Raw genomic sequence first — 15078 nt, forward strand, 5'->3', positions numbered from 1 at the left:
GCGACGCGACGCGCTCAGCGCAGGAGCAGGTTCGGCTGCAGCAGGTACTTGAACGAGTCCAGGCCCGCCTGATCCACCGACGTCTGGCTGGTGATCAGGACCGGGCTCAGCTTGTTGGCGTTGTCGCTCGACGTGAAGGTGACCCGCACGAACTCGCTCTTCACCGCGCCGAGCGCCTCGATCAGGTACTGCGGGTTGAGGCCGAGCGTGACCTCGTCACCGCCGGACAGGATGGCGTCGACCGATTCGGACGCGCGTGCGTGCTCGCTGCCGGACGCATCCATCGTGACGCCGTCGGCCGAGAAGGTGAAGCGCAGCGGGGCGGCGCGGTCGAGCACCAGGGACACGCGGCGGACGGCCTCGATCAGGTCGGCGGTGTTCACGACCGCGTAGTGATCCGTCTGCTCGGGGAACAGACGACGCACCGGCGGGAAGTTGCCCTTGATGAGCAGCGAGGTGACGGTCTTGTTGCCCGCGGTGAACGCGATGATCTCGCGGTCGCCCGCGCCGGAGAACGCGATCTGGATCGTGCCGGCGTGCCCGAACGTCTTCCCGACCTCGAGCAGGGTGCGGGCCGGGACCAGCGCGGTGGCCTCGACGGCTTCTCCGTCCCACGGCACATCCCGCAGCGAGACCCGGTAGCGGTCGGTGGCCACGAGGCTGAGCGTCTGGCCGGTCACCTCGAGCTGCACGCCGGTGAGGACCGGCGTGACGTCGTCACGCGAGGCCGCGAAGCCGACCTGGGCGATCGCGGTGCCGAAGTCATCGGCGGGGACGACACCGGAGCTGCCGGAGACCTCGGGGATCGAGGGGTATTCCTCGACCGGCATGGCCGCGAGCGTGAATCGCGCAGAGCCGCAGGTGACCGCGATGCCGCCGTCATCCTCGACGGCGATCTCGATCGGTGCGTTCGGCAGACGGCTTGCGATGTCGGACAGGAGTCGGCCGTGCACCAGGATCGTCCCCGGGGTCTCGACCGTGGCCTCGATGGTCGTCCTGGCGGATGCCTCGTAGTCGAAGGCCGAAAGGGTGAGCCCTGAACCGTCTGCCTCGATCAGCACACCGGCCAGGATCGGCTGCGGGTTGCGCTGGGGGAGGAGCTTGACGACGAAGGACACAGCCTCGCTGAAGACATCGCGGTTGACCTGAAACCTCACGGGTGCTCCCTTGTCGTCGTCATGACGGGTCGTCGTCGGGTCCTGCCAGTGCAGGGCTTCCCATGCTAGCCCTACAGTCCCGCGGATCCCTACGCCGGAGCACCGGCGACGCACCTGTCGGGTTGTCCCCACCGTCTGGTGATCGGATCGCCCCTTGAATGACTTAACTCCTTAACGGTGTTAACCGCTGTGGATACTGTGGATAAGTCGGTGGAAAGCAGACGCGAGTAGGGAACTACACGACTGTCACTTGTGGAGACGCTGAGGAATCCGCGGGTTATCGAGGATGTGGAGACTCGAGGGCTCGTGACGGTTATCCACAGGTTTCCCCATTCAGCCCACATCCTGAGCGCCGCGATCACGAATCATCCACAAGTTATCCACATGTGCATAGACGCATTTATCGGAGACGTCCGGCCGTTGTCAAGAACGACGAAGGGCGCCGTCCTCGACGGACGACGCCCTTCCTCCGGCTCCGTCAGCGACGGCCGAGTTGCGTGGTGATCTCCGTGACCTGGTTGTAGATCGAGCGGCGCTCCTTCATGAGCTCACTGATCTTCTTGTACGCATACATGACCGTGGTGTGATCCCGGTTGCCGAACAGCTGCCCGATCTTCGGCAGAGAGAGGCTCGTGCGCTCACGGCACAGATACATGGCGATTTGCCGGGCGGTCGCGATCTGCTGCGACCGGCTGGAGCCATAGAGGTCGTCGACCGTGAGCTTGAAGTACTGGGCGGTCGCCGTGATGATGTCGGTCGGCGAGATGATGTTGTCTTCCGCCGTGTCGATGATGTCGCGAAGCACGGTCTGCGCCAGCGAGATGTCGAGCGCGGAACGGTTGAGGCTGGCGAACGCCGAGACACGGATCAGCGCACCCTCGAGCTCACGGATGTTGGACGACACCACGGTGGCGATGTACTCCAGCACCTCGTCGGGGATGTGGAGCGCCTCGCTCTGCGCCTTCTTACGCAGGATCGCGATACGGGTCTCGAGGTCGGGCGCCTGGACGTCGGTGATCAGTCCCCACTCGAAGCGGCTGCGCATGCGATCTTCGAAACCGGTCAGGTGCTTCGGTGCCACGTCGCTCGTGATCACGACCTGCTTGTTGTGGTCGTGCAGCGTGTTGAACGTGTGGAAGAACGCCTCCTGCGTCTCGGCACGGCCCTGGAGGAACTGGATGTCGTCGATCAGGAGGATGTCGACATCGCGGTACCGGGCCTGGAAGGCGGCACCCCGGTTGTTCGCGATCGAGTTGATGAAATCGTTCGTGAACTCCTCGCTGGACACGTAGCGCACCTTCACGCCGGCGTAGAGGGACTGGGCATAGTCGCCGATCGCGTGAAGGAGGTGGGTCTTGCCGAGTCCGGAGTCGCCGTAGATGAACAGAGGGTTGTATGCCTTGGCCGGTGCTTCGGCGACGGCGACCGCGGCGGCGTGGGCGAAGCGGTTGGACTGGCCGATGACGAAGTTGTCGAAGGTGTACTTCGGGTTCAGCCGTGACTCGTGGCGCAGCTGCGTCGGCTGTTCCATCGGCGACTCGCGCGGCTGCTCCTGGCGACCGAAGTCGGCGACGGCGATCGGCGCGGTCGGCTGATCGGCCAGTTCGTGGTTCACCACGACCCGGTACGACGTGACCTCGTCGCCGATGTGGGCGAGGGCTTCCATGATCGGCAGCCGGAGACGCTTGTTGATCTGCGCGGCGGTCAGATCGTTCGGCACCTCGAGATACAGCGTCGCGGCCATCACTCCCGCCGGGACGGCGAGGCTCAGGAACCCCTGCAGCTGAGGAGTGACGCGATCGTCGGCTTCCAGCAGCTCCTGCACCGTGCTCCAGATCGGGACGTCGGGCTGGGCTGGTGAGGACATGGTGCTCCGGACGACGGTTCGGGTCGCGGTCGACGTGCCGTGCCCCTGTGGATAACTTCGGATGCCACGGTAGTCACACCGGCCACGAACGGCAACCTGCCCTTGAAAACACGGGGGCGTGTTGTGCGCATCGGGCGCGTCCGGGTTGTGGATAATGGCTGTGCGGTTCGCGAGAGGACTCGAGCGTCGCAGGGCGCTAATTTGCCCTGTGCGCCGCCAAGACGTACCCTTAGTCGGTTGACTTATGCCTTTTTGGGCAGTTCCCCATGTCTCCGGTCGAAGTGAATCCGGTGGCAGCATTCCCGGAGTGATCTCATGAGCAAGCGCACCTTCCAGCCCAACAACCGTCGTCGCGCCAAGAAGCACGGTTTCCGTGCTCGCATGCGTACCCGCGCCGGCCGTGCCATCCTGTCGGCACGCCGCGCGAAGGGCCGCACCGAGCTCTCTGCGTAAGCAGCCGTGCTCGCCCGCCCGTTCCGTCTGACCCGCGGGAGCGACTACCGGATGGTCGTTCGACGCGGATCGCGTTGTGGCGGGGCGCGCGTCATCACCTCGATCCTGTCGACGGGTGAGCGGCGTGAGCCGCGGTTCGGTTTCATCATCAGCAAGCAGGTGGGCACCGCCGTGGTGCGCAATGCCGTGCGTCGGCGTCTGAAAGCCGTCTGCGCGGAGGCGCTCCCGCGTGTTCCTCAGGGCACGGATGTCGTCATCCGTGCCCTTCCTGCATCCTCCGTGGCGTCGTTCGCCGAGCTGCGCACCGACGTCGAGAGGTGCCTGCAGCGTCTGGCTCCGAGCGAGGTCTCCTCATGACCGCGCTTCCCGCCTCGTCGGTCGGGACCGGGGAGATGCGCGGACGCGACATCGTGCGCAGCATCCCGCTGCTCCCGCGGAACGCGGTCATCGCCTTCCTGTCCGGGTACCGCAAGGTCATCTCCCCGCTCTATGGCGATGTCTGTGCGTACTATCCCTCCTGTTCCGCCTACGCTGTAGGTGCGGTGCAGCAGCACGGTGCCGTGCGCGGAGCCCTGCTCTCCGCGTGGCGCATCCTCCGCTGCAATCCCTGGACCAGCGGAGGCGTCGACGACGTCACGCCGCACCAACACTTCCGCTACGACCTGACCTCCCATGGTTTCGTCGTTCCCTCCCGAAAGGACTGACCGGTGGGTCTTGACCTCCTGCTCGCCAGCACCACCCCCAGCCCCGAACCGGCTGCCGGGGGGTTCGACCTGCTCGGCACGATCCTCTGGCCGCTGAAGTGGGTCGTCGAGCTCATCCTGGTCGCCTGGCACTGGCTGCTCACGGCCGTCGGCCTTCCTGCAGCCTCCGGTATCACGTGGGTGCTGTCGATCGTGGGCCTCGTGGTGGTGGTTCGTGCGGCGCTGATCCCGCTCTTCGTGAAGCAGATCAAGAGCCAGCGAAAGATGATGGAAATTGCTCCTGAACTGCGAAAAGTTCAGGAGAAGTATCGCGGGAAGAAGGATCAGCTCTCTCGCGAGGCCATGAGCCGCGAGACGATGGCGCTGTACAAGAAGCACGGCACGACGCCGATGTCGAGCTGTCTGCCGCTCCTCGTGCAGATGCCGATCTTCTTCTCGCTCTACAGCGTGCTGAGCGATGTCAGCAAGCACGCGCGAGACAACATCGGCGGTGTCGGTCTCCTCAGCCCCGAGCTGACGAAGGAGTTCTACGACGCGAAGCTCTTCGGCGTCGCCTCGTTGCACGAGACGCTGGGCAACGCGATCGATGCGCAGAACACGACGGCCATCATCATCCTGGTCACGCTCGTGGTGCTCATGATCGGGTCGCAGTTCTTCACGCAGCTGCAGATCATCTCCAAGAACCTGTCGCCCGAGGCCAAGACCGGCCAGGCGTACCAGATGCAGAAGATCATGCTCTACGTGCTGCCGCTGGGCTTCATCTTCTCGGGCGTCTTCTTCCCGCTCGGCGTCGTCGTGTACTGGTTCATCTCCAACCTGTGGACCATGGGGCAGCAGTTCCTCGTGATCCGTGAGATGCCGACCCCGGGTTCTGAGGCGGCGAAGGCCCGCGAGGAACGCCTGGCGCGCAAGGGCAAGGCCATCGATTCGTCGGGCAAGGTGGTCCCGATGTCGGTGTACGAGGCCGAGCAGCAGCGTCTGCTCGAGGAGGCCGAGAAGGCCAAGGCAGAGGCACCGAAGCGTCAGCAGCCCGTGGGTAAGAAGCGGGCGAAGAAGAAGGGAAGCGGTTCATGAGCGAGGTCGTGACCGGGAGCACGGAGCCGACGGTGGCGCAGCTGGAGCTCGAGGGCGACGTCGCCGCCGACTACCTCGAAGAGCTGCTCGACATCGCCGACATCGACGGCGATCTGAACCTCGATGTGCGTCAGGGCCGCGCCTATGTGTCGGTGGAGGCCGAGGGCGATGGACTGTCCGTGCTCTCTGCACCTGACACGGTCCAGGCGCTGCAGGAGCTCACTCGACTGGCGGTGCAGAACAAGACCGGTTCGTTCTCCCGGCTGATCCTCGATATCGGTGGTTCGCGCGACACCCGGCGTCGGCAGCTCGAAACGCTGGTCGACGCCGCGGCCGCGAAGCTCGACGAGGGGTCGTCGCAGGCGTCGCTGCCCTCGATGTCGAGCTACGAGCGGAAGCTGGTGCACGACATCGCTGCCGACCGCGGCCTCGTCTCCGAGTCGTACGGTGAGGGCGCGGACCGCCACACTGTGTTGCGTCGTCGGTGATGTCGGCGTCGGACTCGTCCACCGAACCCGGCGCACCCGAAACCGGTGTGGTCGAAGCAGAGCCGGCCGTCGCCGCTGAACTCTTCGGCGACCGTATCGATGTCGCGCGACAGTTCACGGCCGCTCTTGCTCGCGAGGGTGAGGAGCGGGGCCTGATCGGACCCCTCGAACTCCCGCGGTTGTGGACCCGTCACATTCTGAACAGCGCGATCGCCGCGCCCCTCTTCCACGGCACCGTGGCGGACATCGGGTCGGGCGCCGGGCTCCCTGGTCTGGTCCTGGCGATCGCGCGACCGGATGTCACCTGGACACTGGTCGAGCCGATGGAACGCCGGATCACCTGGTTGAACGAGCAGGTCGCGGCTCTGGGACTCGACAACGTCACGGTGCTGCGGTCGCGCGCGGAAGACGTGAAGGCGGGCGATGGATTCGATGTCGTGACCGCTCGCGCCGTGAGCGCGCTTCGGACCCTCCTTCCCCTCACAGCTCCGCTGGTCCGCGACGGAGGGGAGCTCGCCCTACTCAAGGGGGCGAACGCGGCGAACGAGATCGAGGCTGCGCAGAAGCAGATCAAGAAGTACCGCCTTTCCGAGGTGCGGGTGGAAGTTCTCGGCGAGGGAGCGCTTCCCGAGACGACTCGCGTCGTGCGTGCGCGCGTGCGGTGACGTCGCCGTTTCACGTGAAACATCCGGCCTGACGAGGCGTACACGGCACGGCTATGCCGCGGAAGTTTCGGCGGTTACTGGGGGGCGGGCTGCATTCGACGTGCGGGAGCGGACGAATCTCGCCGCAGGGGAGGACCTGGCGCCGCCGCGTCTTCGTCACGCGCCGAGCGGCGTGTCTGACCGAGCGCGTCCAACACGGACAGCACGGCGACGGTCGGTCCGGTCGGGCGAGCGTGACCTCGGCGACTCGCGGTCGCGCGATGCGATGCCTGCGATCGGTCCCGCCCGGTGTGGGGTGAGACCCCACATGGCCACGTGTCCTCCCCTCGCGGTTAGAACGTGGTGCCCGACATGCGAACACATCCCTGACCGCCGACGGAGCGTCAGCCGTTGGTGAGGGGTGTGACGGCGGCATTCCTAGACACGCACGCCCAGCGCAGTTGCACGGCGGATCGACATCGTGTGCGGTGCAGCTGGTGATTGACCGGGCGCGGGCTCGCGAGGTGGGGATGTGGTTGACCGTGCCACCAGCCGGAGGTTGCAGGCCCGCGCCCTTCCGGTGCCCGACGTCCTTACAGGTTCGATGCGCGCCGGCAGCCCGTTTCACGTGAAACATCGAAGTCAGTACCTCAGGCGGAGGCTATGTTTCACGTGAAACACGGCGAGGTCGGGCAGGTGACGGTGACGTGGCTTGCATCGCGACCGAGTGGTCCTAGTGCGGCCTTCGGTTGAGATCGATGGGCAGCGCGGTGCTGGCGGATTGATGAGCAGATCTGAGGGCATACAGGGGGTGAGTACCGCTGTTCGTGCGCTGCGGACGAACAGCGGGACGGTGGGTCGCAATCGTAGGGAAGGACTGGCCGCGGGTGCCGATGGGGCCTGCGGGGTGGTGTGCATCCTGCTCCCGCGGCGAGTCGTGTGAGAGTTTCCGCGGCCGCGGATTCACTGGGTGTCCCCAGAAGGAGCGGTGTCGGGGGAACGCAGGTTTACGTCAGCGCCCTGTATGTCGGGTGGTGCGGGCCTGACCGCGGTAAGACACTGCAACCGATCATCCGAGCGGATACGACGAGGAGCCCGAGTCCGGGAGTCATCGACGCGGGAGATGGCCATGTTGCGTGAGCTTCATGGTGGTCAGCTCCCGGGAGGGGAGAAGGCTTTGGGGTGGCGGGAGGTCGGATGCGCCGGGCACGGGGCGGTGGCACGCTGTGTAAACACAGCGGAACGGGCGGGGAGTCGAGATGTGTGGGCGAGCGGTGGCGCAGTCGGTAGGGCGCGAGGGAGTGCGCGGGTGCGTTCGTTGCGCAGCGTCAGGGACTCCGGTAGTCGGGGCACTACAGATGAGGGAGATGAGGCGCCTCAGAAAGGGGCTGTCACGGGCCGAGGAGTTGAGGCGTCCCTGTATCGAACGGGAATGTGTGATGGGCGCCGGGGGTGACGGCGTCGCGCCGACGAGGGGAAGATGATGGGTGGTTGCACCTCTGGTGCTGAGGCTTCGATGAGCTGGGCTCGACAGTGACCCGTGTGGTGAGGCTTCGATGAGCTGATGTCCACAGGGCTCCGTGTAGTGAGGCTTCGATGAGCTGGGGGTCCACAGTTCCCTGGCTGGGGGTGGGGAGGGCAGGGACGAGCGCGAGGTGCGGCGACCGGGTGGGACGACGTGGTGCGGGCTTGCAGGGTCGGGGCATTCCGCGCGTGCGGTTGCTCAGGTGAAAGGGGTGGGCAGGGCGCGGATGACGATGGAGTCGGGGACGTGTGGGTGCGGTGCCGGGGGTCGTGCGGGGTGTCCTGTGGGGTGTCCTGTGGGTGAGGAGAAGCATGAGAGTCGGTCGGAGAGGGACGCCAGGCTCAGCTGGGGATGTCGTGCGGGCCTTGCTTGCGTGAGGGGTGGGTGCGCGGTACGGATGACGATGGCGTGGGGGAGTGGAGGGCATGTGGCACCCGGCGGCACGGTGTCGGCGGAGTGCCCGGGTGCGGCGAGGGACATCAGCGGCCAGCTGCACGAGCCGTGAGTGCAGAGCATCTGCCCGAATCGGGCCGTTCCGCACCGGAAGCTGTGGGGCGAGGCACGGGGAGACGGGACTGCACGGCCATGAGCGGGCCTGCCGAGTCAGGAGCGGGGGCCTCCGACCGGCTGTCGCGGGCTGGTGGCGAGTCGTCGGTGAGCGCAAGACGCACGAGCGGGCGCGACCGCCGAAGGTGCGGTGTTCATGCGGGGAAGATGTGGGCGTGGGGAGGAGGCGGGTCTGGGCCAGACGCGGGCGTGGGGCAAACGCCGGCGTGGGTCAGACGCGGGCGTGAGGAAGAGCCGCGCGTAGGGGAGGGGCGGCCGCAGGGAAGAAGCGGCCCGGGGGAAGAGGTGCGCGTAGGGGGGGAGGTGGCCGTAGGGGATGAGGCGGGCGTAGGGGGGAGGTGGCCGTAGGGGATGAGGCGGGCGTAGGGAGGAGGTGGCCGTAGGGGATGAGGCGGGCGTAGGGAGGAGGCGGCCGTAGGGGAAGAAGCGGGCGTAGGGAAGAAGCGGGGTGGGGAAGAAGCGGGGTGGGGACGAAGCGGGGCGGGGAAGAGCGGCTACCGAGGGTGGAGGCATGCGGGCCCCGACAACACGGAGGTCCGTCGGCTCACGAGACGCAGTGGACGACCGACCGCACCAGGGAAATGCGCGGACGTGCGGTGTTGGCCCGATGGGGGGCAAGCCCGGACGGAGACGGGACCGCGTGTGCTGGATCGCGGGGAGGGCTGGGTGAGCCGCGAGGTCGGGGCCATGAGGGGCGAGGCGACGCGGTCGCTGACGGACCGAACACGCCGCGGAACAGGCGCGGTGTTTCACGTGAAACGGTGGAAGGCGCCAATGGGGGGCGGCGTTCGCCGGGGCAGGTCGGGGCTTCTTCCAGAACCGTCGCGGGCGGGGGAGGAGGTGTCGAGGGGGCAGCTCACGCGGCGGTTCATATGGAACTGAGCGTGGATGCGCCTGGTCGGGGATCTCCAGCGCGAGCGAGGAGGCCCGGGAGCTGTTTCAGACAACCGATAGCGGTCATCGTTGCGGCACCGGGAGCGCGCGCGGCGCTCGCTGCGACGAGGAACTCCCGGAATCGATGCGGCTGCCGGTCGTGGGCCGGTACGAGCCGCGGACGGAAGTGCGCTCAGCGTCGATGCTGACGGGCCTGCGCGGTTCGAGGTCCGTCCCTGCGGTTAGAGTGGGATGCGGCCCCGAAAGGAGTGGATGTTTCACGTGAAACAGTCCGAAAAGACACCGGCAAACGACTCGTTCGGGATGGATACCCCACTTGCTCGCGAGCTCGCCGACCTCTCCGCGCGCCGCAGGGCCCTCGAAGCCGTTCACGTGGAGTTCACCGGGGAGACCCGGGTGCTTACCGTGTCGAACCAGAAAGGCGGCGTCGGCAAGACCACGAGTGCGGTGAACATCGCCTCCGCGCTGGCCGGACTCGGTGCCTCGGTTCTCGTGATCGACCTCGACCCCCAGGGGAATGCGTCCACGGCACTCGGGGTTCCGCACAACGCGGACACGCCGAGCGTGTATGACGTGCTGATCGATGAGTTCCCGCTCGCGGAGATCGTGCAGCCCAGCCCGGAGAACCCACGACTGTTCTGTGCTCCGAGCACCATCCACCTGGCGGGCGCCGAGATCGAACTGGTGGCACAGGTCGCGCGGGAACATCGGCTCCGACGCGCTCTGCAGGACTACCTCGTCGACCACCCGGTGGACTTCGTGATCATCGATTGCCCGCCCTCGCTCGGGCTTCTGACGATCAACGCCTTCACCGCAGCCTCCGAGGTCTTCATCCCCATCCAGTGCGAGTACTACGCGCTGGAGGGTCTGAGCCAGCTTCTGGGAAGCATCCAGATGATCCAGAAGCACCTCAACCCGTCCCTGCACCTCTCCACCATCCTGCTGACGATGTTCGATGGCCGTACCCGGCTGGCGCAGCAGGTTGCGGAAGAGGTTCGGACGCATTTCCCCACCCAGGTGCTGAACACCGTCATCCCTCGGTCGGTCCGCGTGTCCGAGGCCCCCAGTTTCGGCCAGACGGTCATCGCGTACGACGGGCAGTCCGCCGGCGCGATCGCCTACCGCGAGGCCGCTGTCGAGATCGCGTCCCGTGTGACGCAGAGCAAGGAGAAGTAATGGCGAAGCGCACTGGACTCGGCCGGGGCATCGGTGCCCTCATTCCGACCGCGGATCAGGCGGAGCGACCCGTCGACGTGTTCTTCCCCGGCGCGAGCCTGCGCCCGGACACGACCGACTCCGGCGCAGCCGCGGTTGCGGAAGCTGCCCTCGAGGCGGTCCCCGGCATCCACCTGGTGCAGGTCGACCCGCACGCGATCGTGCCGAACCCGCGTCAGCCGCGGACACACTTCGACCCGGAGGACCTGGCCGAACTCGTGCACAGCGTGCGGGAGTTCGGGGTGCTCCAGCCGGTGGTCGTGCGCAAGAACGGCGACGGCGACTACGAACTCATCATGGGGGAGCGTCGGACGCGGGCTGCACGCGAAGCCGGGCTCGACGCGATCCCGGCCATTGTGCGCGACACCGCCGACGAGGACCTCCTGCGCGATGCGCTCCTCGAGAACCTGCACCGCTCCGAGCTGAACCCGCTGGAAGAGGCATCGGCGTACCAGCAGCTGCTCGAGGATTTCGGCATCACCCAGGAAGAGCTCGCAACCCGCATCGGCCGGTCTCGTCCGCAGATCAGCAACACCATCCGCCTGCTCAAACTGCCCGTCCCCGTGCAGCAGCGCGTCGCAGCCGGAGTGCTGTCGGCCGGTCACGCCCGCGCGATCCTGAGCCTCGACACCCCGGAGGCGATGCAGCGCCTTGCCGATAAGGTCGTGAACGAAGACCTGTCGGTGCGCGCGACGGAGGTCGCCGCCAAGGCGCAGCCGAGCGCGGGGAAGACCCCGAAGGCCACGCCGGGAGCGCGACGGGCCTATCTGGACGAGGTGGCGGGCAAGCTCGGCGATCGCCTGAACACGCGGGTGAAGATCTCGCTCGGGACGCGAAAGGGCCAGGTCACGATCGATTTCGCGTCGATCCAGGACCTCAACCGCATCCTCGAGGAGCTGGGCGAAGAAGGGTACGGCTCCGCGCGCTGACCCCGCACGGTGTCAGGGAGGGCCTAGACTCGCGTCATCTTGACGATGCGGGGGTAGGTCATGAGCAGAGCAGCTGACGCGGCGAGCATCAAGCGCCGTGTGATCGCGGTCAGTATCGCCGCGGCATTGGGTGGCTTCCTCTTCGGCTTCGACACCGCGGTGATCAACGGTGCCGTCGACGCTCTCGCGGGCGACGTGTCCGGGTTCGACCTCGGTACCGGCCTCAAGGGCTTCGCCGTGTCGTCCGCGCTGATCGGTTGCGCGGTCGGCGCCTGGTTCGCCGGCCCGATCTCGAACAAGTTCGGGCGCATCCCGGTCATGGTCGTCGCAGCCGCCATGTTCTTCGTCTCCGCGATCGGCTCCGGTCTGGCCTTCAGCGTGGTCGACCTCATCATCTGGCGCGTGATCGGCGGACTGGGCGTGGGGGCAGCCTCGGTCATCGCTCCGGCGTACATCGCCGAGGTGTCGCCGGCCGCCATCCGCGGAAGACTCGGCTCGCTGCAGCAGCTCGCGATCGTCACGGGTATCTTCGCCGCCCTCCTCTCCGACGCGCTGCTCGCGGGAATCGCCGGCGAGGCGGATCAGCCGCTGTGGGGGCTCACCGCCTGGCGCTGGATGTTCATGGTCGCGGCCATCCCCGCGCTCGTCTACGGGCTCGTCTCACTCCGGCTGCCGGAGTCGCCGCGTTACCTGGTGCGCAAGGGCGAGACGAAACGCGCCGCAGAAGTGCTCCAGACCGTCACGGGCACGATCGACACCGAGGCGAAGATCAAGGAGATCACCGGGACGATCGACACCGAGCGCGCCGAGTCGCTGCGTGACCTGCGAGGGAATCGCCTCGGGCTCAAGCCGATCGTCTGGATCGGCATCCTGCTGTCGGTGTTCCAACAGTTCGTCGGCATCAATGTCATCTTCTACTACTCCACCACGCTCTGGCAGTCGGTCGGTTTCGACGAGTCCAGCGCCCTGCTGACCTCGGTGATCACCTCCGTGACGAACATCGTGGTGACGATCGTGGCGATCCTCCTGGTCGACAAGGTCGGCCGGCGGATCATGCTGCTCGTCGGTTCGGTCGGCATGACCGTCACCCTCGGACTGATGGCGCTGGCGTTCTCCTTCGGCACGCTGGATGCGCAGGGCACCGCAACGCTGCCCGACCCCTGGGCCACCGTCGCCCTCATCTGCGCGAACGGATTCGTGGTGTTCTTCGGGGCCAGCTGGGGACCCCTCGTCTGGGTGCTCCTCGGCGAGATCTTCCCGAACTCGATCCGTGCTGGCGCACTCGCCGTGGCGGCCGCAGCGCAGTGGGTCGCGAACTTCTTCATCTCCACGACGTTCCCGGCCTTCGCGGAGATCGGACTCACCTTCGCGTACGGGTTCTACGCGTTCTTCGCCCTGCTGTCGTTCTTCTTCGTGTTCTTCAAGGTGCCCGAGACCAAGGGCCGGGAGCTCGAGGACATGACCGAGGACGCGAAGGTCGAGCGCCGACGGGGTCGCGCACGCGCGTAGGCTGGACGGATGACCGAGTCCGTCCCGCGCCGCGCCAGCCTGGAAGTGCTGCGCGCCGAAGCGGCCGACGAACTCGCGGTGCTGATCCAGGAGCGGCTGCTGGGCGGGGAAGACCCGTGGGAGTTCATGGAGGAGCTGCCGAGCGTCGACGAGCTCGTGGTGTACCTGCTCCGCGCTGACAACATCGCCGCGAACGACGGCGTGCGACCCAACGCCGCGCGGCACTACCGCGTGCTGCGCCAGATCGCCCTGGAGTACCCGGAGCTCACGCCGGCGGTGTGGGGACTGCTCGACGAGCAGCAGCGCCATCGCCGGTGGGATCCGCGCATCGCTGACGCCTCCTGACGTCTTTGTCTGTCCCTCCGCGGGGCGTCCGCACGCACCGGCGGGTGAGGCTCGACACGCGTGGATGCGTGGGGCGATGCAACGGCGTAGGCGCGCGATGCGGCAGCGTAGGGAAGGGATGGGCCCGGGCGCGCGACGCGGCGGAACGGGAAATGCGTGGGCTGGGCAGGCGAGGGGACGGCATCGGGCGATGCAAGGGCGTGGGGGCGCGACGCGGCGGCGCGGGGAATGCGTGGGGCGGGGGCATGCTGCGGCGCGGGTGGCGGTGTGGGGGCGAGGGAGATGTGGAGGTGGGGGCTCGACCGGCGCCGACGCGACGGAGGCGGATGATCAGGGACGGGTGCGACGCACAAGACTTCTGAACATGATTTTCATAAATCGCTTCATGCTGGTAAAAAGGTGACAGCAACGCGGCGGGGCGGGCACTGACCGGCACTTCCGTGTGTTCATGAAAGACAAGGGAGTTCGCCATGACGTCACGCCTACGCATCGGAGCGGAGCGTGCAGCAGACCGGGCCGACCTGATCCCCGGGAGCAGGATCGGCCTGCTCACCAACTTCACCGGGACCATGCCCGACCTGTCCCGGAACATCGATGCGTTCACGGCCGCGGGTGTGCGACTGCATCACCTGTTCGGCCCCGAGCACGGTCTCGACGGCTCGGTGCAGGCGGGGGAGAGCACCGCGATCGAGCGCGACGAACGCTCCGGGCTCCCGTTCAGCGACACCTACCTCACCGAGGGCGCTGCGCTGGACGACATGATCGCCGCGTCCGGCGTGGATGCCCTCGCCTTCGACATGCAGGACATCGGGGTGCGCTTCTACACCTACATCTGGACCATGTACGACGCGATGCGCAGCGCCGCGCGCCTCGGGCTGCCGTTCACCGTGCTCGACCGACCGAATCCGCTGGGCGGCGCCGTGCTCGCGGGCCCCGGGATCGAGGGCGAGCGCTTCACGAGCTTCGTGGGGCGCAGCGACATCCACCAGCGCCACGGCCTCACCGCCGGGGAGCTGGCACGCCTCTTCGCGCGCCGCGACCTCGCCGCGGAGGGCCTCGAGCTCGACCTGCACGTGGTGACGCTGACGGACTGGGACCCCACGCGGGACTGGACCGCCACCGGACTGCCGTGGGTGCCGCCGTCGCCCAACATCCCCACGCTCGACTCGGTGTACGCGTTCGCCGGCACCGGGCTCGTCGAGGGCACGACCCTGAGCGAGGGGCGCGGCACCACGCGGCCGTTCGAGACCATCGGCGCTCCGTTCCTGACGGCCGCGTTCTCGGAGGACCTGCGCGGACGCGACCTGCCGGGTGTGCTGTTCCGCGACATCGCGTTCCAGCCGACGTTCCACAAGCACGTGGGGGAGACCGCTCGAGGCGTGCAACTGCACATCACCGACCACCGGGCGTATGACCCGGTGGGGACCGCCCTGGCGGTACTGGAGGCCGCCCGTACGTCGGCGCCGGATGACGTGCACAGCCTGGATGCGGGACAGCGGCTCGATCCAGGCGACTCCGGCTACGCGCTCGACCGCCTGTGGGGGTCCACCAGCCTCCGTGAGGCGCTGAACGCCGGGCGGGACCTGGCGGCGCTGTCCGCGGGGCCTCAGCGGGTCGCGGACGCGTACGGCGACGACGTGCTGCTCTACCCACGCTGAAAACTATTTCCGTCATGTTAATCGTGACCAAAACTTATTGACATCGACG

The 15078-nt window shown here is 67.2% G+C and carries 13 protein-coding genes; 11 read left to right on the plus strand and 2 right to left on the minus strand.

Annotation, left to right across the window (positions count from 1 at the left end; all coding sequences use genetic code 11):
- Nucleotides 1-14: 14 nt before the first annotated feature.
- Together dnaN and dnaA are read right to left on the minus strand one after the other, a co-directional pair.
- A complete protein-coding gene (dnaN, locus tag ACWGQ1_RS11390) occupies nt 15-1157 on the minus strand; it encodes a DNA polymerase III subunit beta (RefSeq protein ID WP_136033743.1) in 1143 nt (380 codons plus the stop codon).
- Between the two features lie 478 nt (nt 1158-1635).
- Nucleotides 1636-3324 carry a chromosomal replication initiator protein DnaA gene (gene dnaA / locus ACWGQ1_RS11395; protein ID WP_452313030.1) on the minus strand — a complete coding sequence of 563 codons (1689 nt, stop codon included), beginning with the start codon at nt 3322-3324 and terminating at the stop codon, nt 1636-1638.
- 15 nt (nt 3325-3339) lie between these two features.
- On the opposite strand from dnaA, the gene rpmH reads away from it, so the two are divergent.
- The 11 genes from rpmH (at nt 3340) to ACWGQ1_RS11450 (ending at nt 15029) form a co-directional block, all read left to right on the plus strand.
- Entirely contained in the window at nt 3340-3477 is a 138-nt protein-coding gene (gene rpmH, locus ACWGQ1_RS11400; RefSeq protein ID WP_022879826.1) for a 50S ribosomal protein L34, read from the plus strand.
- Between the two features lie 6 nt (nt 3478-3483).
- Complete coding sequence (rnpA, locus tag ACWGQ1_RS11405; protein WP_452312993.1) at nt 3484-3834, plus strand: ribonuclease P protein component; 351 nt, start codon at nt 3484-3486, stop codon at nt 3832-3834.
- Nucleotides 3831-4181, plus strand: coding sequence for a membrane protein insertion efficiency factor YidD (yidD, locus tag ACWGQ1_RS11410; protein WP_136033749.1), 351 nt, complete (start codon nt 3831-3833; stop codon nt 4179-4181). Before rnpA ends, yidD begins: the two co-directional genes overlap by 4 nt.
- 3 nt (nt 4182-4184) lie before the next feature.
- Complete coding sequence (gene yidC, locus ACWGQ1_RS11415; protein ID WP_136033750.1) at nt 4185-5255, plus strand: membrane protein insertase YidC; 1071 nt, start codon at nt 4185-4187, stop codon at nt 5253-5255.
- The gene (locus tag ACWGQ1_RS11420; protein ID WP_136033753.1) at nt 5252-5743 is read left to right on the plus strand and encodes a Jag family protein; all 492 of its coding nucleotides are present in this window, start codon (nt 5252-5254) and stop codon (nt 5741-5743) included. The genes yidC and ACWGQ1_RS11420 overlap by 4 nt, the downstream gene beginning before the upstream one ends.
- Nucleotides 5743-6408 carry a 16S rRNA (guanine(527)-N(7))-methyltransferase RsmG gene (gene rsmG, locus ACWGQ1_RS11425; protein WP_247982478.1) on the plus strand — a complete coding sequence of 222 codons (666 nt, stop codon included), beginning with the start codon at nt 5743-5745 and terminating at the stop codon, nt 6406-6408. Before ACWGQ1_RS11420 ends, rsmG begins: the two co-directional genes overlap by 1 nt.
- Nucleotides 6409-9625: 3217 nt before the next feature.
- On the plus strand, nt 9626-10549 hold the full coding sequence (locus ACWGQ1_RS11430; RefSeq protein ID WP_452313031.1) for an AAA family ATPase: 924 nt from the start codon (nt 9626-9628) through the stop codon (nt 10547-10549).
- Nucleotides 10549-11517, plus strand: coding sequence for a ParB/RepB/Spo0J family partition protein (locus ACWGQ1_RS11435; RefSeq protein WP_452312994.1), 969 nt, complete (start codon nt 10549-10551; stop codon nt 11515-11517). Before ACWGQ1_RS11430 ends, ACWGQ1_RS11435 begins: the two co-directional genes overlap by 1 nt.
- A 60-nt stretch (nt 11518-11577) precedes the next feature.
- Nucleotides 11578-13026: a sugar porter family MFS transporter gene (locus ACWGQ1_RS11440; protein WP_452312995.1), complete on the plus strand. Its 1449-nt coding sequence runs from the start codon at nt 11578-11580 to the stop codon at nt 13024-13026.
- A 9-nt stretch (nt 13027-13035) separates the two neighbouring features.
- Nucleotides 13036-13371 (plus strand): tryptophan synthase subunit alpha, encoded by a 336-nt coding sequence (locus ACWGQ1_RS11445; protein ID WP_136033761.1) that lies wholly within the window; start codon nt 13036-13038, stop codon nt 13369-13371.
- A 470-nt stretch (nt 13372-13841) separates the two neighbouring features.
- Nucleotides 13842-15029 (plus strand): exo-beta-N-acetylmuramidase NamZ domain-containing protein, encoded by a 1188-nt coding sequence (locus ACWGQ1_RS11450; RefSeq protein ID WP_452312996.1) that lies wholly within the window; start codon nt 13842-13844, stop codon nt 15027-15029.
- Nucleotides 15030-15078 lie beyond the last annotated feature (49 nt).

The sequence above is a fragment of the Microbacterium sp. NPDC055599 genome (genome assembly GCF_053618975.1).